The following is a 21,609-nucleotide window of genomic DNA, read 5'->3' on the forward strand; positions in this document are numbered from 1 at the left end:
GCCTGGCAGACATCGCTGAAGTTCTCCCCTCTCCCCCAAAAAGGGGAGAGGGGAGAACTTCAGCGATGTCTGCCAGGCTTTGCATTGCTTTGTCGCCCGGCCCGGCCTCTCCGTCCCGAAACATCGACCGTTCTAACCTTTAATAACCGCTCGTTAACTCCCCGGCGGCCCGCGTCCCCAGGGCGCCCCATAAACCGTACGGACTCTCGCCGAGCGGCTCGCTCGCCAGCGTCTGCGGGGCCGTCGAGAGTCCGGCATGCGGGTCGCCGGCGTCGATTTCCTCGTTAATCCACCGCACGGACCCGTCCGCTAACACCACGTTCACCCCGCCGAGATGGTGGGAGCCGGCGGAGAGAATCCCGCTGCCGACCGCGTCGTCGGAACCCGGGTCGATCTGCGGGGGATCGTACTCAAAAGTGCCCTCTTTCGCGGACGTTCCGCCGACCAGACAGGACGGACTGTTCGGCGGGAGAATCGTATTGAATCCGGTGAAGGGGACGGCGCCGTCCGTCCAGCGATCGCCGCGGATCGTCAACGTGGCGACGGCATCCGAATAAGACCCTGGATTGGCGACGTCTCTGACGACTTCGACGCAGTTCATTTGCGGGTCGTCATGAATGGACAGCGGCAGCCCGATCGTGACGCTTCCCGAAAACGAATCATAACCGTAACCATCGGCTCGGCCGATTTCCGCCATCAACAAGGTATTGCCTAAGCCGTCCTCAATGTCTTGAAGCGTGACGACCCCGCCGGCCTCGGCGACGCCGCGGGGGTTGTCCGGCCGGCCGTTATAATAGCCGTGGTCGCCCCAGTTGATCGCGTAGTTTGTATCCGCGATCCCCTGCGCGGAGTTGCCGTCGGACGGACACAGCAGCGACGGGATTTGGATCGTCCACGGTTCGTAAGTGAATTCGCCCGGAAACGGTCCGAACGGCGGGAACGGCCCGCCCGCCCGTCCGGAGACTTCGCCGTCTGCGGCTTCCTCCTTGGCCCATGTGAGAACCCGCTCATCGTGATCGGACAGGCTGTAGGCATAGGTGACGTACATGGGGCCGAAATCAGAGTCGTACTCGTCCCCATCCGCGACGCCGTTGCCGTCAAGATCAAAGTCCGCACCGTCCAGGACCGAGGGGTCAGGTTGTTCGGTGCGAATCGCCTTCCATAACGGCGCCTGATCGAGATACGGCAGCAGCGGCACGAACGTGCTGAGCCGGCCCCCATTACTTTCGACGAATGGGCTTTCGACGGCCGGATCGCCGCCGCTTTTTCCGACGCCGTCGGTGCCGCCGCGGGCGATGGGGAAGCTGCGGTGGACGGCGTGATAGTTGTGCATCGCCAGCCCGAGGTTCGCCAGGTTCCCGGAGCACTGCACCTGCCGAGCACGTTCGCGGGACTGCTGAATCGCCGGCAGCAGCAAACTGACCAGCACCGCAATCAGTGCGATGACCGACATCAATTCGACGATCGTGAACCCGGATCGACGGAACGACCGAGCGGGGCGTGACGGCCGGTCGGCGGGGCGGGGCGACGAAGTCATGGCAAAAGCGTAATGAAACGGTTCCCGTCGCGTGCGCGATCGGTTGCAGCGTCGGCGCGAGAAACGGGTTACGATCCGTAGATGCGTACGATTCGCCTCTTCCCATCCCTGAAAGTCGTTCCGCCGAGACGGACCGGAGCGACGCTCGCCAGCGGCATTGCGTGGGCCGCGGCGCTGTCGTTGACCGGGCTTTCGCTGACCGGCTGCGACGGGGGGACCGCCACGGTGGCGAACGATCCGAACGCCGCGCCCGGCCGGGCTCCCACGACCGTCGCGGCGAACCCTGCGCCCGTCGCGACGCCGGACGCGGCCCCCGCTGACACTGGCACGGCGCGTCCCTCCACGCGGCCGACGACCCGCCCCGATCGCACGCCGTCCGATCGAACGGGAACCGGGGCGGGGCGCCCCGACGCCAGACCGACAGAATCAGTCGGGATGGTGGCCCAGCCGTTGGTCGGCCGGGCGGATGCGGCGGAGGTCGCCGCCCGGAAGGCCGTTCGCGATCGGCGCGCGGCGCTCGGATTCTCGCCGAGTCCCGGTTCGGACGAAGACCGCACCGCGACCGTGCAGTTGCTCGGCGTCGACGGTCCGTTGCCCGGCCTCGCCGCGGCGGCCCGCGACGCCCTCGCGGCGGCGTTCCCCTCGGACGTCGACCCGCTGCTGTTGGAGGGCGAAACCGCCGACGCCCCGCCGGTTCTCTATCTGGCGGACGCGCCGGACCTCGATCAGGCGGCCGGCGCCGCCGCGTTCCTTTCGCCCGCCGAGCCGGTCGCCGGCGACGTGGCGGAGGACTTCGCCCTGTCTCGCACGACCGCCGTGCGGATCGACGCCGCGGCGTTATTGGACCAATGGCTGACCGACGCCGACGCCCCGGATTCCGCGGCGACGGTCGCCCTCCGCATCGCTCCGAGCGCCCCGGAAGTCGCCGACGCGCCGACTCGGGGGGAGGAGAATCCCTTCAGCGCCACGGCGAGCTCCCAAGGACCGGGATCGGGCTTCGGTTCCGCCTCGCCGCCGACCGCGGAGCAGTCCGCGGAAGCCGTGCGGCGGGCGCTCTTCGCCCTCGGCCCGGATGGCGACCCGGACACCGCCGACACCCGCACCCCCGGCTGGACGGTGATTGCCGTCCCCCACACGGCCGAGCGGCCCGCGGCTCACGAATCCAAGGCGGAATCGCCGCCGGATCGGCGCCGCGGTCGTGGCTCCGCAGCGGAAGAGGAGCCGGCGGACGGGGGAACCGCACGCGAAGGGACGGCCGCATATCTGCTAATCGCCGGGCCGTTGGAAGCGCCGTCCAAGTGGCTGGAGTCGATTCGCCCGAGTCTATCGGACGGGGCGAACGGCGTGACGCTCGACCCCTCCACCGAGGGGGCGTCGATGCCGACCGTGCTCTCGGCGAGCGCCGAGTTGGACGCCGCGCCGCGTACATTGCCGGCGCCGGCCGAGGGCGATGAGGCGGGCTGGGGCTTCGATCTGGCCGCTCGTCGCGACGCCGGCGACGAAGCGGCGGACGCCTCCCCGAACCCCGGCGAATCGCCGCGGGACTGGGCGTTGCGGGTGTTGCCGGAGGGATCGCGTGAAGCTCAGACGCTGGCCGCCCGATACCTCTCCGCCGTTGCCCCGGCGCCCGGCGCCGATCCGCCCGAGGGAGCGGAGGAGGTCCGCACCGCCCTGCTGGCCGCGCTGTCGAAGGACTCTGCGGGGGGGCCGCCGCCCCCGGGGCGCGAAGACGACAACCCATTCAACAACGGAGACGACAACCCGTTCGGCAACGGGGAAGAAGCCAGCAATCCGTTCGACGCCGGCGACGGGGGGGGAGGCGGGCCGTTCTCCGCGACCGCCGGGGCCGGCGGCGGCGAGCGGGCCGTCTTCGTGGCCCTGTTGCGCTGGTGCTTCACGCCGGAGCACTACGCCGAAGCCGGCGAGGCTGCGGGGCGCTTCAACGAAGCGACGTTGTCCGCGATCCTCGACCGCACCGCCGACGACCCGGCCGCCGCCGAGGCGATCATCCCGCTGTCGAAACAGCCCGGCACCGGCGCCCGCATTCTCGCCGCGATTAAAGAACCGAACGCCCCGGCGGAGCCGGTCGCGATCGCGCTGTTGAGTTCGCGGGAGATGGAAGTGCGGACGTCGGCGACGGAGCTGCTGTCGGAGATCGGCGGCCTCGATGCGGCCGCGGCGCTCGCCGACGCCGCCCGAACCGAGCTGGACCGCGTCCTCGCCAAAGAGATGCGCAAAGCCCGCATCCCCATTCTGGAGCGGGCGCGGGATTGAACTGCCGACCGACCGCCGCGATCGTCGCGACGGTCGGACCGGACGTTCAGATTCCCTCTTCGTCGCCCTCGTCGCCTTCACCGCCGCCGCGGGGCGTTTTGGCGATCTCGCCGTCGGAGGTCAGGGCAAAGTCGAAGGTGTGCGTCCCGTTCTCCTCAACGGTGCGGGTTAATTCGGTCTCGCGGTTGTAGCGTGTGGGCACCTGTTCCGGACCGGCGTTACGCTTCACCTCGGCGCCGGTCATGGCAGTAGAGATGACGACGTCCTTTTGGCCTTGCAGGACGCCGGCGGCTTCGCTGTTAAATTGCAGCTCGTAATAGCCGTCCGCGTTGGTCTCGCCGTAGGAATAGCGGCCGCGGCCGCCGGCCTCATAAAAGCGGACGACCGCGCCTTCCAGCGGCTTGTCGTCCATCGTGATCGTTCCGGACACCGTCGCGAGACCGACGGAGTCGTAGTCGGCCTGCGGCGGACCGCAACCGATCAGAGCCAGCGTCCCCAGACAGAACGCGGCAAAAAGCAAGGGGCGAGATGAAAAGTTGTGCGGCATAGCGATTCGTAGGAATGAAACGTGACGAAGGGAGTGCGACGACCGTCCGCCGCATCGATCGATGCGGCGGACGGCGCGAGAGAACTCAGCGTTGAACGCATGCCGGATCGACCGGGGGCGCCTGCCGGAGCGACGGGCGTTCGGGCGTCGAGCATGGGTGCGGAGACCAATCAGAATGCGCCGTCCTGAAGCACTTCGCCGCCCTTGCGACTGCCCAACCCGACGTATGTCAGGCTGTCGACCGTCTCGGAGATGAACTGCACGGAGCCGTCAACCAGGCAGAAGAAGGCGCCGCCGGGGTGCTCGCTGCCGAAGGACATCTCCTTCATATAGCCGTCCATCAGAGGATTGAGGCGGGCGTTGACCGGTACGGCGGTCGAGCCAGCGACTTCGGAGAACTCTGTCCCGCCGGTGCTGCGGCTTTCCGTTTCGGGGCGGGAGTCGTTGCGGTAGCCGTCCGTCTGCGGCGCTCCAACGGCCCAGTAGTCCATGCCCTGACCATCCTGCACGAAGTCCGGCTCGCACCAGCTTTCGCCCAGTAAGATCGTGGACCCGGTGCCGTCTTTGCAGTCCTTGAAGCTCGTGGCGCTGCAGCCCCAGATCATCCCGTCCTGCGGGGGATTGTTGAGACTCCGCCAGCGTTCTTCGCCGGGGTACGGGTCGACCCACTCGGCGTACGGCGTGCCCGGGGCGTTGGGTTTGCTTGACTTCGTGTGTGGGTCGTCGTGCCACACTTCGCTGGAGGAACAGACCCGATAGTTCGCCGGCGAGCGGGCGTCGAAGCCGTTGTAGGCCATGTGCTCCGAGGCGGAGGTGGACGGGCACCGCATCGTCGAAATCACCGCCTCGCAGGCGATTTTATTCGGCGTATCGGTCTCGTTCGGGTCCATCGTGGCCCGCCAGGGGTCGTACTGCGTGGAGGCGCCGGGCCATACGGTCGTGTTAACGACTTCGTCAAATCGCAGCCCCTCGTACATCGGCCCCTGATCAAGCTGCGGCAACAGCAGCGCGCTCCAGGACTGGCCGACCGTGCCCCAGCCGAAAGGGAACACTTTGTGGGTGCTCTGGTAGTTGTGCATCGCTAACCCGAGCTGCTTCAGGTTATTCTGGCACTGGCTCTTGCGAGCGGCTTCGCGGGCCTGCTGCACGGCGGGCAGCAACAGGCTGACCAGGATCGCGATGATGGCGATCACCACCAGCAGTTCGATCAGCGTGAAGCCGGCGCGTCGACGCGGAGCGCGGAGCGGGGAAGGAACGGGCGTGGGGCGGAGCATCGGCGGAAGGACCGAATGGGAAATGGAAACACGAACTGAGACCGCCAAGATCGGGTTTCCATGAGGAATAACGGCGAGGGTCCCGTGAAGACCTCGTGAAGCTTGCTCCGTGCGGCGCCGGGCGGGGTTATCGCGAGGCCGGCGCGCGATGCCGACAGGCTGCGCTGCCCGTCGGACACGCATCGCCGAGGGGGTCGGCTCGTCGATCTCGCGACGGCCGCGGGAGCGGCGGGGCGCCGTTCAGAATGCGTGGCGGATCACTTCGCCGCCGTTGCGGCTGCCGAGAGCTTGATAGGCGTCGAAATCGACGCTGTCCGCGACGAACTGCACGGACCCGTCGACCAGCCCCAAGAACGCTCCGCCGCTGTGTTCGCTGCCGAAGGACGCTTCTTTCATAAAGCCGCTGGCCAGCGGATCCAACCAGGCGTTCAACGGCACGGCGGTGGAGGCGACGAACTCCGAGGCTTCATTTGTATTCGTCGCATCGAGTTGCGGGGAGCCGATAGACCAGTGGTCCATCGCCTGGCCGTCCTGCAGGAAATCCGGATCGGTCCATACCTCGCCGACCAGCAGTGTCTGCGTCGTCCCGTCTCGGCAGTCCCGGAAACTCGCGGCGCTGTTCCCCCAGAACATGCCGTTCTGCCTCGCGTCGGTGAAGACCGGCAGGTCGTCGGCGCCGGGGTTGGGATCGACCCAGTTCGGATCCCAATAAAAGTCGATGCCGTCCTTCTCCGCTCCGTTGGAACTATCGAACCAGGTCTCGCTGGAGATACAGGCGGAATAGGCCGACGGGACGCGGTTCGGGATGCCGCTGCTCGTTTCGACATGCTCCGGCGCCGACATCGACGGGCAGCGGAAGGTCGGGATGAGCGTTCCGCAGGCGGTCTCGTTCGGGCCGTTCGCGCTGTAGCTTCCCGCCCCGTCTTCCCGGAACGTGAGCGTGTCGTACAGCGGCTGTCGATCCAGTTGCGGCAGGATCAACGCGGACCAGCCGGTCCCGTGGTCGTCCCACGCGAAGGGGAATCGCCGATGGGTCGATTGATAGTTGTGCATCGCCAACCCGATCTGCTTCAGGTTGTTTCGGCACTGGCTCTTGCGGGCCGCTTCGCGGGCCTGCTGCACGGCGGGCAGCAGCAGACTCACCAGAATCGCGATCACCGCGATGACCACCAGCAGTTCGATCAGCGTGAACCCGGTTCGTCGGGGGGGACCGTGCAAACCGACGGCTCGCTCTGAGGACGGTCGATCCGGCGGCGTCAAACCCATGTGGTCTAGAACGGGCACGCGGCGGGGAGGGGGACATCGGACGACTCGTCGCCCGGCGAGGCCGCGACGGCGCCTCCGATCATGCCGTCCGGCGGTCGGCCGATCTAGACTCTTGCCTCATCACGCCCCGGCCGCCCCCTTTCGCCGCCCAATGCCTGACGCACTCGTTCCCCTCGCCGTCGGTCCGCTGCTGGGACCGGGGGTCGCCGTGTGGGCCGCGGCGATCGTCGCCGGGACGATTTCCGGGTTCGCGCTCGCCTGCCAGCCCGGGGTGAACGGGGCGCTGGGTAAGATCCTCACCCATCGCCTGCACGCCTCGCTGACCAGCTTCACCGTCGGGCTGAGTTGCACCCTCGTGGCCTGTCTGCTGATCGCCCGGTCGCTGCCGAAGGCGTCCGACTACGCCGCCGCCCCCTGGTGGACGCTGACGGGCGGGGCGATCGGTTCGTTCCTCGTCACCGCCAGCCTGATCTTCGCGCCCCGGGTCGGGGCCGGAGCGTGGCTGGGGATTCTGGTCGTTTCCCAACTGACCGGCGCCGTGGTGTTGGATCATTGGGGACTGGCCGGGTACGACATCCGCCCCGCCACCTGGGTGCGACTGGCCGGCGTAGGCCTGATGATCGGCGGCGTTGTGTTGGTGCTGAAGGGCTGACGCCCCGATGCAGAGCCGGGGCGCATCGGTCTGGCTCGCATCGGTCTGGCTCGCATCGGTTGGGGAGCGGAGGAATTGGGGCGTGAACCGCTCGTCCTGAAGGAAACGGGCGGGACGAATCGGCCGCCGCGGGGTTGAAAGATCAGGGGCGACTTCTGCGTACGCCTCCCCCCGGCCCCTCCGGCGGGTACACTGGGGAGCCCCCGCCCGTGGTTCTCCCCCGCGGCGTCCGCCTTCCTGACCTCCAAAGCGCCATGCCCGTCGTGACCCGCCGCGGATCGCTTCACAAACCGTTGTTGTTCGGGCTGGGGATCTGCGCCGTCCTCGGGGGGCTGGCTTACAGCGGGTTGTTCGCCGGGTTCGTGGGGGCGGAGGAAGACGTCACCCGCTACGCCCCGCAACGGGTGGTGAAGGGGCCGTTCCGGGTGACGGTCCGCGAGAAGGGCGAGCTGGACGCGGTCAACAGCGTCATCCTCTCCAACGAAACCGGCGAGAGCACCACGATCGTCTCCCTGGTGCCGGCCGGTACGCTGGTGGAGGAGGGCGATCTGATCCTGCAACTCGACGCCGTCCCGGTCGAGGAGGAACTGCAGGAGGACCAGTTGAAGGTCACGCAGGCCCGGGCGGCGTTCGAGACCGCGACTCAGAACCTCGAGATCGTGGTGAAACAGAACGAGTCCGACGTGGCCACCGCCGGACTGGCCAAAACTCTGGCCGCGCTCGATCTGTCCAAGTATGAGGACGGGGAGTACGAGCAGGAGCGGCAGAAGCTGGAGGGCGAAATCTCCGTCGCCCGCGAAACGCTGTCGCAGGCTCAGGAGGACTACGAGTTCAGCAAGCGGATGGCCAAGAAGGGCTACGTGGCGTTGAACGAGGTGGAAACGAAGCGGATCGCCGTCAATCAGGGCCAGATCGACGTCAACGCCGCGAAGGAAGGCCTTCGCGTGCTGGAGCAATACACCAAGCCCCGCACCCTCGCGGAGTTGCGGGAGAACAAGATCGAGACCGATCGCGATCTCGAACGGGTCAAAGCCCAAACCAAAGCCGCGCTCGCCCAGGCTGTGGCGGAACTGGAGGCCGCTCGGCTGACGCTCGAAGTGGAAGAAGCCGACTTCGCCAAGACGAAGCGTCAGTTGGACGCGACCAGCATTCACGCCCCGCAAGCCGGCGAGGTCGTGTACGTCTCCTCCGAAAGCCGCCGCGGCGAAGACCAATCGATCGAAAAGGGCGCCACCGTGTACCCCCGCCAGGATCTCGTCAAACTGCCGGACCTGTCGCGGATCAAAGTGGATACGAACATCCACGAGTCGCAAATCTCGCAGATTTCCACCGGCCTGCCCGCCGTCGCCCGGGTCGACGCCTATCCCGGGCGGGAGTTCCGCGGCGTCGTCACGGCGGTCTCCAGCGTGCCGGTCGACGGCAGTTGGCTCCGCAGCGACCTTAAGGAGTACGAGGCGACGATCGAACTGGACCCGCTCGGTCCCGGCGATCCGAAGCTCAAGCCGGGGCTGACCTGCGAACTGGAGATTTTGATCGAAAGCCGTGACGACGTGCTGCACGCCCCGATGCAAAGCATCGTCAGTGTCGGCGGGAAACGCTTCGCCTTCGTGATCGCCCCGCAGGGAACCCAGCGCCGCGAGGTGACCATCGGCGTCGCCAACGACACCGACGTGGAGATCCTCTCCGGATTGGAAGAGAACGAGCAGGTGGTGATGAACCCCCGCACGCACTTCGCCGACCAGCTGGACGACCTCGAACAGCGCCTCGGCGCCAAAGCCCGAAACCTGGGCGGCGAGGAGGGCGAGGACGAAGCCGGCCTCGACGATCTGCCCGACCCCGACGCTCGTCCCCGCCCGTCCGGCCCGAAGCCTGAGAAAGCCGGGGCCGCCTCCGACGCGGACGCATCGTCCAACGGGGCGGCTGACGACGAGGCGGCTGACGGCGAGGACGACGCCGCGACCGATCCGCCGGCCGCGGCGGGGACCGAGGCGCCGACGCCGTGAATCGCGACCTCGCCGCCGAGATCGTCGATTTGCATAAGCACTATTATCTCGGCGAGATCACCGTTCACGCCCTCAAAGGCGTTTCCCTGGAGATCCCCCGCGGGGATTTTCTAGCCATCATGGGCACCAGCGGCTCCGGCAAGAGCACGATGCTGAACCTGCTGGGCGCCCTCGATCGGCCGACCGGCGGGAGCTATTATCTCGGCGGAGACGACGTCGCCCAGATGGACGACGACGCGCTTTCCGACGCCCGCAATCGGCTGATCGGGTTTATTTTTCAAAGCTATAACCTCATCCCCCAGTACACCGTGCTGGAGAACGTCGAGGTCCCGCTGCACTATCGCTCCGAGGCCACCGGCGGCCGGGAGATCACCGCGGCCGACCGGGCGCGGATCGAAGCCCTCGCCGACCGCGTGGGGCTGGGCGGGCGAATGGATCACAAGCCGTTTCAACTCTCCGGCGGCCAGCAGCAGCGGGTCGCGATCGCCCGGGCGCTGGTCAACGACCCGGAGATCATTCTCGCCGACGAACCGACCGGGAACCTGGACAGCAAAACGGAGGAGGAGATCCTCGAACTGTTCGACGAACTCAACGGCGACGAGGGCCGCACCATCATCATGGTGACCCACGAACCGGGCGTCGCCAAGCGGGCGAAACGCAGTATTTATATGAGAGACGGCCTGATCGCGGGCGAAGGCGTGTTCCCCGGCTGAGCGACGGATCGACCGAGGCGTTCGCGCGACGGCGGACGTCGATGACTCGCCCATCGGCGTCAGATCCCACGCGGGCCGCTTGGGACGGAGGCGCCGGACGTGCCTTGTTGAAGCGGCGAGGCATCGTAGAATGCGGGGTTCCGACGGTTTCTAAGAAGAAGATTCTTAGCTCAGATTGCTTCGGACGCGGGCTCCCCCCGCGGACCTCACTATTTCACGACTTTCACCCCTCGTCTTTTGTTTATGAGTTTCACGCGAACGCGCTCGCGCCGCTCCGGGTTTACGCTGATCGAACTGCTGGTGGTCATCGCCATCATCGCGATCCTGGTCAGCCTGCTTCTCCCTGCCGTCCAGCAGGCCCGCGAAGCGGCCCGTCGCAGCCAGTGCCAGAACAACCTGAAGCAGCTCGGGTTGGCGATGCACAACTACCACAGCACCTACAAGCTGTTTCCCATCGCCAAGGGCGGCACACGCTTCAACGCCGGTCCCGGCGACCCGAACGGTAATCAGAACGAATTGGGTTTCCTCCCACCGCTGCTGGCGTATCTGGACGCCACGGCGATGGCGAACGAGTTCAACAAGCCGCTTGATGTGGCCGTCAACCCGGACACCGGCGTTCGCCGCCCCCGGACCAATTCGAACCCGTGGCCCGCGCAGGGCGGCAAGCCGAACAATCCGTTCTATCCGCCCTTCTATACACAGCTTCCCACGCTGCTGTGCCCCTCCGACGGCGCCGATAACCGGACCGGCGGCGGCAACGCCCGCTGCGCGGATACGAACTACGCCATCAACTGGGGCGACAACGCCAGCGGGACGTTCGATACCAACCCCAGCGTCTGTCGCGGCATGGCGATCGGCGGGAGGAGCCTGGGCGTCCGCGACATGCGGGACGGCACCACCAGCACCCTGCTGATCGCCGAGATCGGCCGGTACGACGGCAGCGACCTCTTCCAGGGACGTATTAAAACGCTGAGCGGCGTGGGCTTCACGAACGCCAACGGCTACAGCACGCCGGAAGCCTGTCTCGCGAATGCCGGCGATCCGGACAACCCGGGCTTTTATCTGCCGGGCGGCCTGTCCATCCGCGGCTGGGTCTGGTCGAGCGCCGTGGTCCACGCCACCGGCTTCACCACGATCGCGCCTCCGAACGGGCCCAGCTGTAGCGCGAGCGGCTCGAACGGACCTTGGATGGATTCCATGGTCTCGGCCGGCAGCTATCACTCCGGCGGAATTCAGGCGGTGCTGGGCGACGGCAGCGTGAGGTTCATCAGCGAGACCATCAACGCGGACACCGCCGGCAAGGGCTTCGGGAACGTGACCCAAGGCAAGAGCCCCTACGGCGTGTGGGGCGCGTTGGGCACCCGGAACGGCGGCGAGGTCGTCGAAGACTTCTGATCCCCGGCCGCGACGATCTCAGCGACCGACATGACGAAGCCCCCCGACTCCGTGACGGAATCGGGGGGCTTTTCTTCTGAGTTCCCCGCAGCGGCCCCGAAGCGGCGCCCGGAACAGCCGGCGGGACTCGCCAGCGCCGGGATTAGCCCTCGGTGTGCTCTTCCCCGAACGACATCTCCTGTTCCTCCGGCGTCATGTCCACCTCCACGGGACCGCTGCCGCCGCCGTCGCAGCCGACGAGCAGGAAGCCGAACAGAAGCAACGGCAGGGCGGCGAGACCGGCGACGGACCGACGGAACAATGGGAGCGAGCGCGACATTAGTTATCAAATTGAGAGCGAAACGGGGCGTTCGAGACGTCGAACGCGAGCATGCCCCACCGTATCCCCCCGCCCGCTGAGGGGCGAGGCTGCGATTGCATCGGTCAGCGTCCGGTTCGATCGGCCGGCGGCGGACGCACCGGCGTCGCATCTGGCGGCCCGCCGTCTCGAACGCAGCGCACCGTCTCGAACGCTGCAAACTTCCAGGGTATTCGGTGAACTCGATATGAAGTCGTCAGCCAACCGCTGCTCGACCGGGCCGATTCCGGCCCGGACGGGGTAGAGTGGCGGCCCCGGCCGAACCGTTTCCGCCTCGGGCGAAGCGGCGCCCCGGGATGTCTGTCCGTCACGCCACGCTCGGAACGGTTCCTCATGTCCAGTTCTCTTGATCGTCCCTCGCCCCTCGATCGGCGTTCGTTCGTGAAGTGGGTCGGCGCCGCCGGCAGCGGGGCGTTGCTCGTTCCGGGATGGGGCCGAACGGCCGAGGGGGCGGTCTTCCGTCACACGCGGTTCGCGGACGACCCGTTTACCTTAGGCGTCGCCTCCGGCGATCCGGCGGCGGACGGGTTCGTGATCTGGACGCGGCTCGCCCCGAAGCCGCTGGAGGGCGGGGGGATGCCCGCCTCGCTGGTGGAGGTCGCCTGGGAGGTCGCGGAGGACGAAGCATTTAATAAGGTGGTTCAGAAAGGCGTCGCGATCGCCACGCCGCAATTGGGGCACTCCGTGCATGTGGAGGTCGAAGGACTGAAGCCGGATCGCTGGTATTGGTATCGCTTCAAAGCGGGCGACGCGCTCAGCCCGGCGGGCCGTTCGCGGACCTTCCCCGAAGCGTCCGTCGTGCCGGACCGGCTGCGGTTCGCGTTCGTCTCCTGTCAGCATTACGAGACGGGCTATTTCACCGCCTATCAGCACATGCTGAAGGACGATTTGGATGCGGTCGTGCACTTGGGCGACTATTTCTACGAGTACGCCGCGGCGAATAACCGACCGCGACGCCACATCGGCGGGGAGATCGAATCGCTGGAGGATTACCGCAACCGGCACGCCCTCTACAAAACGGACCCGGACTTGCAAGCGATGCACGCCGCCTGCCCGTGGCTGGTGACGTGGGACGATCACGAATTCGACAACAACTACGCTGCGGGGATCTCGGAGCAATCCGGCATCGACCCGCAGTTGTTTCTGACCCGTCGGGCGGCGGCGTATCAGGCGTACTACGAACACATGCCGTTGCGTCGGAGCGCCGTGCCCCGCGGACCGGAGATGCAGCTCTATCGCAGCGTGCCGTTCGGTCGGCTGGCGAATTTCTTCGTGCTCGATACGCGGCAGTATCGCTCCGACCAGCCCAACGGCGACGGATTAAAAGAGCTGAACGACGCCTCCGCCGACCCCCGCGGCACGCTGCTGGGCGCCAAGCAGCGCGGCTGGCTGACCTCCGGGTTGATCCAGTCGGAGACGACCTGGAACGTCCTCGCCCAGCAGGTGATGATGGCGCTCGTGGACCGTAAAGCGGGCGTGGAGAAGCGATACTCGATGGACCAATGGCCCGGCTACGACAACGAACGGCAGGGCCTCGCGGACTTCCTCCATCAGCGCCGCGTCCCTAACCCGATCGTGTTGACCGGGGACATCCATAAGAACTACGCGAACGAATTGAAAGTCGGTTACGACGACCCGGATTCCGCGACCGTCGGGACGGAGTTCGTCGGCACGTCGATCTCCTCCGGCGGAGACGGTTCCGTGCTCCCCCGCGGCGGTCAGGAATTGCTGGACGAGAATCCCTTCGTGAAGTTCTACAACGACGAACGCGGTTACGTCCGCTGCGACGTCACGCCGGACGAATGGCGAACGGACTATCAAGTCTTGGAGTACGTCACGAAGCCCGACTCCCCGGCGACGACCCGGGCGTCGTTCGTCGTGGAGAACGGCCGCCCCGGCCCGCAACCGGTCTGAGCGGCGCCCGTTCGCTCCGTCCCAGCGCGTGCTAAGATGTCTGCATGTCGCCCGCCGGTCTGATTCGCGCCGTTCAGTTCGCCCTCAAAAGCCTGCTGCTGCACAAGTTGCGCAGCGGGCTGACGATGCTGGGCATCGTGCTGGGGGTGTGCAGCGTGATCGCGATGCTGGCGATCGGGGAGGGCGCCAGCGCCCAGGCTCGTCGGCAGGTGATCGCGTTGGGGGCGACCAACGTGATCGTGCGGACCGTCAAGCCGCCCCCGCAGGCCCGCGAGGGCAACAGCCGGGTCGCCGACTACGGTTTGAAGCGGATCGACTTCCGGCGACTCGAAACGCTGGACGCCGTCGTGCGCGCGGTGCCCATCCGCGAGGCCGCCCAGGAGTTCCGTCGCCTGCAGAAGAAAATGAACGGCCGGTTGGTCGGCGTGACGCCGGACTACGAGGCGTTGAACGGCCTGTCCGTCGCCCGCGGCCGGTTCATCGCCGACCGCGACCGCACCGGCTCGGAGACCGTTTGCGTCCTCTCCGCGGGTGTCGCGGAGGAACTGTTCGGGCTGGACGACCCCTTGGGCGATCGCGTGCGGGTCGGGGAAGTCTTCTATAAAGTCGTCGGCATCGCCGTCCCCCGCGGCGCGACCGGGGCCGTCGGCGGGAGCCTCAGCGGGCAGGAGTTCGATAAGGATATCTACATCCCCATCGACACCTTCGAGACCCGCATCGGCGACCTGATTATCCAACGCACGCAGGGCGGATCGTCTTACGAACGCGTCGAACTGAACCAGATTACGCTCCAGGTCGACGACGCCAAAAACGTCGTGCCCACCGCCGAGGCGATCCGCGAGAACCTCGCCTTGAGTCATGCCCAGAAGGACTACGCCGTCATCGTCCCGGCGGAGCTGTTGGAACAGGCGGAGCGGATCAAGGACATCTTTAACATCGTCCTCGGCAGCATCGCGGCGATTAGTCTGGTGGTCGGCGGGATCGGGATTATGAACATCATGCTGGCCACCGTGACGGAACGCACCCGGGAGATCGGCATTCGGCGGGCGTTGGGCGCCCGGCAGGGGGACATCCTGCAACAATTCCTCACCGAGACGATCGTGCTCAGCGGAGCCGGCGGGGTGGCGGGGATCTTATTGGGGATGTCCACGCCGCTGGCGTTCGGGGGATTGAAGTGGATCGTGCAGACGTTCGTGCTCGACGGCAGTTCGAGCGGCGATGAGTCCGGCGGCGGCGGCGGACCGATGGGCGGCATGCTGACGGACCTGGAGCCGGAGCTGGCCCTGTGGAGCCTGCCGGTGTCCTTTCTGATCTCCGTGGGCATCGGGGTGATCTTCGGCGTGTACCCGGCCCGCAGCGCCGCCCGCCTCGACCCGATCGAAGCCCTGCGGCACGAGTAACCTGCTCCCCTCTCCCTTGAGGGAGAGGGGCCGGGGGTGAGGGTGCGGCGCAGCCGGTCGAGACGGGAGCGTCGGACTCGAAGCCATCGCCTCCCCCGGCTCGGTCGAGTCGCCCGCTGCGCGGACCCCCTCACCCCCGACCCCTCTCCCCGTGGGGAGAGGGGGGACGAATGTCCGTCCCCTCGTACGTCTCTGACCCGATCGCTAGGGTTCCCGCCCCGTTCGCCTCCAAGTGTTCCGCCCCGATGTCCGCCGTCCGCACTCGATTCGCCCCCAGCCCGACCGGCTATATGCACATCGGGGGCATGCGCACGGCCCTGTTCTGCTGGCTGCTGGCCGAACATGCCAAGCGGCAGTCCCAAGAAGGGAACGGCGACGGCGGAACGTTCGTGCTGCGGGTGGACGACACCGACCGCGCCCGCAACGTCGAGGCGGCCCTGGCGCCGATCCTCGACGCCTTCCGCTGGCTGGGGCTGACGTGGGACGAGGGCCCGGAGGTCGGCGGCGATCACGGCCCTTACTTCCAGTCGCAGCGGGGCGAGTTCTACGACCGGGCGCTGCAGACGCTATTGGACAGCGGCGCCGCGTACCGCGATTTCAGTTCGCCGGAGGAAGTCGCCGCGGACCGCGAAGCGGCCCAGGCTGCGAAAACGCCGTACGTCACCAACCGACGCTCGCTGGAGCTGTCGGCGGAGGAGGTCGAAGGGCTGATCGCCGCGGGGCAGAAGCACGTCGTGCGTCTCAAAGTCCCCCGCGATCGTACGATTACCGTCACGGACGCGATCCGCGGCGAGGTCAGTTGGAACGCCGCCCTGCTGCCGGACCCGGCGCTGGCCCGGGCGGACGGCAGCCCGTTGTATAACTTCGCCAGCACGGTGGACGACGCGGCGATGAAGATCACGCACGTCGTTCGGGCGGAGGAGCATCTGTCCAACGTCCCCATTCAAACCCTCATCTTCGAGGCGCTGGACGAGCCGGTCCCCACGTTCGCCCATATTCCGTTCGTCACCGCCCCGGGGACGAACCGTAAGCTGTCCAAGCGGGACCTGTCGAAATACCGCGATAATAAATCGTTCCGCAAGCTGTTCGACAGCGCCGCCGATCGCTTGCCGAAGCTCGGGTTGGAGTTGGGCGAAGACCTGAACCCCGTGATGGTGCGTTTTTACGAGGAGATGGGCTATCTGCCCGAAGGCCTCATCAACGCCCTCGCCCGGCTGGGATGGAGCTTGGACGACCACACGGAGGTCATGTCGCTGGACACGGTCGCGGAGAACTTCACCCTCGATCGGGTCGTGAAGAACCCTGCCGGGCTGGACCCCGATAAATTGTTCTCGTTCCAGTCCGAATGGATGAGCCGTCGCTCGCGGGAGGACAAAGTCCGCCGCTGTACGGAGGTCTTGAATCGGGCCGGCTACGAGAACATCGACGAAGAGTTCGTCGGCCGCCTGGTTGATGCGCTGGGCGATCGGTTGAAGTTATATACGGACGTGCTGGACGTGGCGTATCTGTTCGAGTCGGGGGTGACGTACGACGAGAAGGCGTTCAAAAAGCGGATCGCGAAGGAGGGCGTGCCGGAACTGCTGCGCGACTTCAAGACGGAGCGACTCGAACCGCTGACCGAGGCGGACTGGACGCCGGAGCGGTTGGAAGAGGAACTGACGAGCTTCTCCGCAGCGCGGGAGGAGGGCGTCGGCAAGCTGATTCACGCCTGCCGCATCGCGACCTCCGGGCAGCCGGTCGGACCGGGGGTGTACGACGTGCTGGCGTTGGTCGGCCGGGGGGCCTGCCTGGAGCGGATCGACGCGGCGCTGGCCCGGGCTGCGGCCTGAGGGAGCCGGACAAGTGGAGGCCTGACGAATGGAGAGGGAGAAGGGGGGCCGAACCTGCGGCACGATGGCCGGGTCCGTCCCCTATCCGCCGGCCCGGTCAGTTCCCGCTGGGGGAGACGGACCGCCGGCCCACAATCTCCCCCGTTCGATTTGCCTCCCTTGTGGTCCCCGGAGTTTGAAATGACTCGTTACCATCGCTTGCACGCCGCGTCCTCCACGGCCGCCCTGTTGGGCGCCGCGGTCGTATTGGTCGGTTGCGACGACATGGACGAGGATCTCAAGTCCGCCGACGGGCGGCTCCAGACGAACGGGACGGCTCTCGATGCCGCGGACGACGAACTGGACTTTGAGGACCTCTGCGCCGGCGCCGGCGCCGTGGCCGGCGGGGCGATCGACGAGAAAACGTCGGGCGCCATGGAGGTCTGACGATCGTCGCCCGATCGTTCACGACTGCCGCGTCCCGGCTCGCTCAGCGGGCCGGGACGCGTTTGCGTTCGGTCGGTGAAAGAGACCGCGACCGCATCCGGTTCTTGCCGCGGCGCCGGCCGCCCTCTACCGTGATCTTCCCCAGTCCCGTGCCCGAACGGACGTCGCCGGTGTTTCGCCTCACTCCTGCCGCCGCGCTCGTCGCGGCGGCGTTCGCCGTCGCCGCGACTCCCGGAAGTGCCGCGCCCGTGGCCCCGGCCGCGGAGTCGCATCCGCCGGACGCCGCCACCAAAGCGGTCGTGCGCCGCGGACTCGATTACCTCGCCCGCACGCAGAGCCAGCAGGGCTATTGGGCGGCGGAGAACGGCGGCTATCGCGCGGCGATGACGGCGCTCGCCGGCACGGCGTTGCTGGCGGAAGGCTCCACGACCACCCGCGGCCGGTACGCCCCGAATGTGCGGCGGGCGGTCGACTATCTGCTGGGCGTTTCCCGCAAGAACGGGTTGATCGGGTCGCAGTCCGACAACCACTACACCTACGGGCACGGGTTCAGCATGCTGTTCCTCGCCCAAGTCTACGGCGAGGAGGAGGACCGCGAACGTCGGGCCGAATTGAAAGGCGTGCTGAATCGCGCGGTGAAGTTCACCATCGACGCCCAGACGAGCCGCGGCGGGTGGGGGTACGTCTCCGCGAAGGAGGGCAACGACTTCGACGAGGGCAGCACCTGCGTCACCCAGGTGCAGGGGCTGCGGGCCTGCCGGAACGCCGGCATCGCGGTGCCGAAGGACGTGATCGACCGGGCGAACAAATACATCCGCGATTGCATGACGCCGGAGGGCGGCGTGCAGTACAGCATCAAGGGCGGCGGCGCCCGCCCCGCGATCAGCGGCGCCGCGATCGCCTGCCTGTTCAGCGCCGGCGAGCAGGACGACCCGATGGCCAGGAAGCTGATGGAGTACTGCGAGAAGAACATCTGGCCCGCCGACGGAAACGCCAGCGCCGGTTACGGCGGTTACTGGCACTACAAGCACTTCTATTACTCGCAGGTGATGTACCGCGACCCGGAGCGGTGGCACGTCTATCGCGACTTCCTCGCCGCCCAGATCCGTCCCAAACAAACGACCGGCGGCCCCAACGACGGCGCCTTCCTCGACCAGCGGATCGGGCCGGCGTACGTCACGGCGATGAACTGCACGATCCTGCAACTCGACAACGGCTTCCTGCCGATCTATCAACGCTGACCGGCGTCAGTGACGTGGGTTAGACTACGACGATGACGATCGCCGACCTCCCCCCCATCACGCCTGATCCGGTCATTGAGGCGTTCAAAAAAGATGTCGACCGCACGCTGTTGCGGGAGAACCTTCGCAAAACCGTGGACGAACGGATCGATGCGATGCAGGCGGCGGTCGATCTGGCAGCGGAGATGCGGAACGCCACGTTGGCCCGCAGGGCCGAAGTCCGCGCCGCCCGAAGAGAACGGTGAAGTGATCGAAGCTCCGCAGTTTCGCCGCTTGCTCGACACGCTGGAGGACGGCGGAGTGGAATATATCGTCATCGGCGGGTTGGCTGCGATCGCTCATGGATCTTCCATGCTCACGCAGGACGTCGATGTCGTCTACCGGCGCACTGCGGACAACATCGCTCGGCTAGCGGCGGCTTTGGTTCCGCTCAATCCGTACCTTCGCGGCGTGCCCCCCGGACTGCCCTTCCGGTTCGATGAGGAAACGATCTCGAAGGGAATGAACTTCACCCTCACGACTGACGCCGGGGCGCTGGACCTGTTGGGACATATGACCGGAGGCGGAGAATTCGACGACCTCATTACGTTCACGGAACCATTATCGATTCAGGGACGGACCCGGCGGACCCTGACTCTCGACGCGCTCATTAAAGCGAAGCGGGCCGCGGGACGCACCAAAGATCTGCAAGCCGTTTCGATCTTGGAAGCGTTGCGCGAGGAGATCGCCGACGAGGAAGAACGGCTTGGCGACGGTCACGGCTGACCGGGTGCGGAAGCGCGTTCGAACTCGTCCGCTGCGGAATTACGATCTCGTCGCGGGTCTGTACGACCTCGGATCGCACCTCTATAGCGGCGGGGCGATCGCAGCATCGAAGCGGGCGGTTCTGCGGGAGATTCAGCCGGGCCAGCGCGTGCTATTCCTCGGCGTGGGGACCGGGGCGGAAGCCGTGGAGGCCTGCGCATGCGGGGCCGTCGTCACCGGCGTGGATCTCTCCCCCGAGATGCTGCGGCGATTGCGGGCGAGACTCGACGCCCGGGGGCTGGAGGCGGAACTGATCCTCGGCGACGCCCTCGCGCATCAGCGGTCGGCAGGTTACGACGTGGTCGCCGCCCACTACTTCCTGAACCTGTTCGAGCCGCCGGCGATGCGGGCGGCGCTGCGACATGCCGCGTCGCTGCTGCGGCCGGAGGGCATGCTGGTGATCGCCGACCTCGCCCCGGCGCGGGGGGACGCTTTGGAACGATCGCTGAACCATCTGTATTCCAAACCGGCGATGGCGGCGTTTCGGGCGTTGCGATTGGTTCCATGGCATGAAAACTACGATTACGCCGCCGAATGCCGGGCTGCCGGGATGGAGGTGTTGGGGGAAATCCCGTTCCGCGTCGCACGCATTGGGCCGACGCTGTTCCAGACGACCCTCGCCCGAAAAATGTCTTCATCGCCCGCTGATGCGCCCACGGCCGCTGATACGCCCACAGGATGAGAGTTCCCGGACCGCCGTGAAGCAGACCGACCACCCTCCGCTCGTCCGGGACGTATCGGACCTTGGAGACGCATATCCCTCCGAGAGCGACACGGGACTCGCGGCGCGCACGGCGGCCCTGCGGGAGCACGGCGATTTCACGCTCGCGTATAACGCCGCCGTGCATCCCGGGTTGGAGTACTTCGCCCCGGGTCTCGGGGGCGCCGCGGACGGGTTTCTCGCCTATCGAACCGTGGGACCGTATACGTTTGCGCTCGGCGATCCCGTCGCGGGGCCGGACGTCCTGCCGGATCTCGTGCGAGCGTTCGTGGGGGAGAAGCCCCAGCCGATTTTCGTCCAGGCGACCGACCGCACCGCCCGGGTGCTGAACGAACTGAACTTCTTCGTCACCGATCTGGGCCCGGACCTCCGACTGGATCTGCCGACGTATACGCTGTCCGGCAAGCCGAAGGAGTGGCTGCGGTATGCGTCGAACTGGTGCGGGCGACGTGATTACGTCGTGAAGGAGGAGGCCAGCGAGGACGACCTCTCCGCCGCCGAGGTGCTTGAGGTCTCCGAAGCCTGGCGATCGACGTTGCCGCCGGGCACGCGGGAAGTGATTTTTATGAATCGCCCGCTAGTCGCGACGCCCGAACCGGGCGTGCGGCGGTTCGTCCTGCGGGACGCGGAGGGCACGCTGCAGAATTACGTCTTCTTCGACCCCCTGTACCGCGACGGCCGCACGATCGGCTACGTGACCTGCATCAAACGCCGCCGGCCGGAAGCGCCGTCGCTGGGCGAAGCCGCGGTGATGAAGCACGCGATCGAGGTCTTCAAAGCGGAGGGCCGCGAGGAACTCCGGCTCGGCCTCTCCCCGCTGGCCGGCGAGGCGGACGGCGGCAAACCGACGAATCCCTATCGGGAGAATAAGCTGCTGGCGTTGGCGTTCCGGCTGGGATTCCAAGCCGGTTGGATCAACGGACGCCTGTACGCCCTCGCCAATCACGCCGAATATAAACGCCGCTTTCGCGGAGCGGAGGATCGCACCTATTTCGCCTCCCGCAAGTACTTCAACACGCGCCCCATCCTTGCGTTAACCCGCATGATGGGCGTGTTGGGGACGGGGGAGTGAAATTCGGCAGCCATGTGTCTCCCCTCTCCCTGGAGGGAGAGGGGCCGGGGGTGAGGGTGAGCGAACGCTCGTGGGCAGCCGACCGTAGAGCAATCGACGCGGGGGAGAATGAAGAGGGGTTGAGCAATGAATATGAATTGGACGGTTTCAGCCCCCTCACCCCCGACCCCTCTCCCTCCAGGG

The 21,609-nt window shown here is 66.8% G+C and carries 19 protein-coding genes; 14 read left to right on the forward strand and 5 right to left on the reverse strand.

The window, feature by feature from the left end:
• Nucleotides 1-139: 139 nt before the first annotated feature.
• On the reverse strand, nt 140-1,537 hold the full coding sequence (locus LzC2_RS13155) for a DUF1559 domain-containing protein (RefSeq protein WP_261345254.1): 1,398 nt from the start codon (nt 1,535-1,537) through the stop codon (nt 140-142).
• A gap of 81 nt (nt 1,538-1,618) precedes the next feature.
• Here LzC2_RS13155 and LzC2_RS13160 point away from each other — a divergent pair, with 81 nt between their 5' ends.
• Nucleotides 1,619-3,811, forward strand: coding sequence for a hypothetical protein (locus LzC2_RS13160; protein ID WP_171187694.1), 2,193 nt, complete (start codon nt 1,619-1,621; stop codon nt 3,809-3,811).
• A 46-nt stretch (nt 3,812-3,857) separates the two neighbouring features.
• Here LzC2_RS13160 and LzC2_RS13165 read toward each other — a convergent pair whose 3' ends face one another.
• The 3 genes from LzC2_RS13165 to LzC2_RS13175 form a co-directional block, all read right to left on the reverse strand.
• Nucleotides 3,858-4,331 carry a transthyretin-like family protein gene (locus LzC2_RS13165; protein WP_174977613.1) on the reverse strand — a complete coding sequence of 158 codons (474 nt, stop codon included), beginning with the start codon at nt 4,329-4,331 and terminating at the stop codon, nt 3,858-3,860.
• A gap of 197 nt (nt 4,332-4,528) precedes the next feature.
• Nucleotides 4,529-5,632 (reverse strand): DUF1559 domain-containing protein, encoded by a 1,104-nt coding sequence (locus tag LzC2_RS13170; protein WP_171187696.1) that lies wholly within the window; start codon nt 5,630-5,632, stop codon nt 4,529-4,531.
• A 240-nt stretch (nt 5,633-5,872) separates the two neighbouring features.
• A complete protein-coding gene (locus tag LzC2_RS13175) occupies nt 5,873-6,898 on the reverse strand; it encodes a DUF1559 domain-containing protein (RefSeq protein ID WP_171187698.1) in 1,026 nt (341 codons plus the stop codon).
• Between the two features lie 151 nt (nt 6,899-7,049).
• On the opposite strand from LzC2_RS13175, the gene LzC2_RS13180 reads away from it, so the two are divergent.
• The 4 genes from LzC2_RS13180 (at nt 7,050) to LzC2_RS13195 (ending at nt 11,661) form a co-directional block, all read left to right on the forward strand.
• Complete coding sequence (locus LzC2_RS13180) at nt 7,050-7,550, forward strand: DMT family transporter (RefSeq protein ID WP_171187700.1); 501 nt, start codon at nt 7,050-7,052, stop codon at nt 7,548-7,550.
• Between the two features lie 254 nt (nt 7,551-7,804).
• Nucleotides 7,805-9,553 (forward strand): efflux RND transporter periplasmic adaptor subunit, encoded by a 1,749-nt coding sequence (locus LzC2_RS13185; RefSeq protein WP_171187702.1) that lies wholly within the window; start codon nt 7,805-7,807, stop codon nt 9,551-9,553.
• Entirely contained in the window at nt 9,550-10,266 is a 717-nt protein-coding gene (locus tag LzC2_RS13190) for an ABC transporter ATP-binding protein (protein ID WP_171187704.1), read from the forward strand. Before LzC2_RS13185 ends, LzC2_RS13190 begins: the two co-directional genes overlap by 4 nt.
• A 243-nt stretch (nt 10,267-10,509) precedes the next feature.
• The gene (locus LzC2_RS13195) at nt 10,510-11,661 is read left to right on the forward strand and encodes a DUF1559 domain-containing protein (RefSeq protein ID WP_171187707.1); all 1,152 of its coding nucleotides are present in this window, start codon (nt 10,510-10,512) and stop codon (nt 11,659-11,661) included.
• Nucleotides 11,662-11,803: 142 nt separating this feature from the next.
• Here LzC2_RS13195 and LzC2_RS13200 read toward each other — a convergent pair whose 3' ends face one another.
• Nucleotides 11,804-11,980 (reverse strand): hypothetical protein, encoded by a 177-nt coding sequence (locus LzC2_RS13200; protein WP_171187709.1) that lies wholly within the window; start codon nt 11,978-11,980, stop codon nt 11,804-11,806.
• Nucleotides 11,981-12,352: 372 nt separating this feature from the next.
• Here LzC2_RS13200 and LzC2_RS13205 point away from each other — a divergent pair, with 372 nt between their 5' ends.
• The 9 genes from LzC2_RS13205 to LzC2_RS13245 all read left to right on the forward strand — a co-directional run bounded on the left by LzC2_RS13205 (nt 12,353) and on the right by LzC2_RS13245 (nt 21,426).
• Entirely contained in the window at nt 12,353-13,933 is a 1,581-nt protein-coding gene (locus tag LzC2_RS13205; protein WP_171187711.1) for an alkaline phosphatase D family protein, read from the forward strand.
• 44 nt (nt 13,934-13,977) lie between these two features.
• A complete protein-coding gene (locus LzC2_RS13210; RefSeq protein WP_171187713.1) occupies nt 13,978-15,333 on the forward strand; it encodes an ABC transporter permease in 1,356 nt (451 codons plus the stop codon).
• A 245-nt stretch (nt 15,334-15,578) separates the two neighbouring features.
• Complete coding sequence (locus LzC2_RS13215) at nt 15,579-17,162, forward strand: glutamate--tRNA ligase (RefSeq protein ID WP_171187715.1); 1,584 nt, start codon at nt 15,579-15,581, stop codon at nt 17,160-17,162.
• Nucleotides 17,163-17,342: 180 nt separating this feature from the next.
• A complete protein-coding gene (locus LzC2_RS13220; protein WP_171187717.1) occupies nt 17,343-17,588 on the forward strand; it encodes a hypothetical protein in 246 nt (81 codons plus the stop codon).
• Between the two features lie 170 nt (nt 17,589-17,758).
• The gene (locus tag LzC2_RS13225) at nt 17,759-18,829 is read left to right on the forward strand and encodes a prenyltransferase/squalene oxidase repeat-containing protein (protein ID WP_171187719.1); all 1,071 of its coding nucleotides are present in this window, start codon (nt 17,759-17,761) and stop codon (nt 18,827-18,829) included.
• Between the two features lie 32 nt (nt 18,830-18,861).
• Nucleotides 18,862-19,074: a hypothetical protein gene (locus LzC2_RS13230; RefSeq protein ID WP_171187721.1), complete on the forward strand. Its 213-nt coding sequence runs from the start codon at nt 18,862-18,864 to the stop codon at nt 19,072-19,074.
• Between the two features lies 1 nt (nt 19,075).
• On the forward strand, nt 19,076-19,594 hold the full coding sequence (locus tag LzC2_RS13235; protein WP_171187723.1) for a hypothetical protein: 519 nt from the start codon (nt 19,076-19,078) through the stop codon (nt 19,592-19,594).
• The gene (locus tag LzC2_RS13240) at nt 19,575-20,315 is read left to right on the forward strand and encodes a class I SAM-dependent methyltransferase (RefSeq protein WP_171187725.1); all 741 of its coding nucleotides are present in this window, start codon (nt 19,575-19,577) and stop codon (nt 20,313-20,315) included. The genes LzC2_RS13235 and LzC2_RS13240 overlap by 20 nt, the downstream gene beginning before the upstream one ends.
• Nucleotides 20,316-20,331: 16 nt before the next feature.
• Complete coding sequence (locus LzC2_RS13245) at nt 20,332-21,426, forward strand: phosphatidylglycerol lysyltransferase domain-containing protein (RefSeq protein ID WP_171187727.1); 1,095 nt, start codon at nt 20,332-20,334, stop codon at nt 21,424-21,426.
• Nucleotides 21,427-21,609: the final 183 nt, after the last annotated feature.

The sequence above is a fragment of the Alienimonas chondri genome, assembly GCF_013036045.1.
GTDB lineage: Bacteria > Planctomycetota > Planctomycetia > Planctomycetales > Planctomycetaceae > Alienimonas > Alienimonas chondri.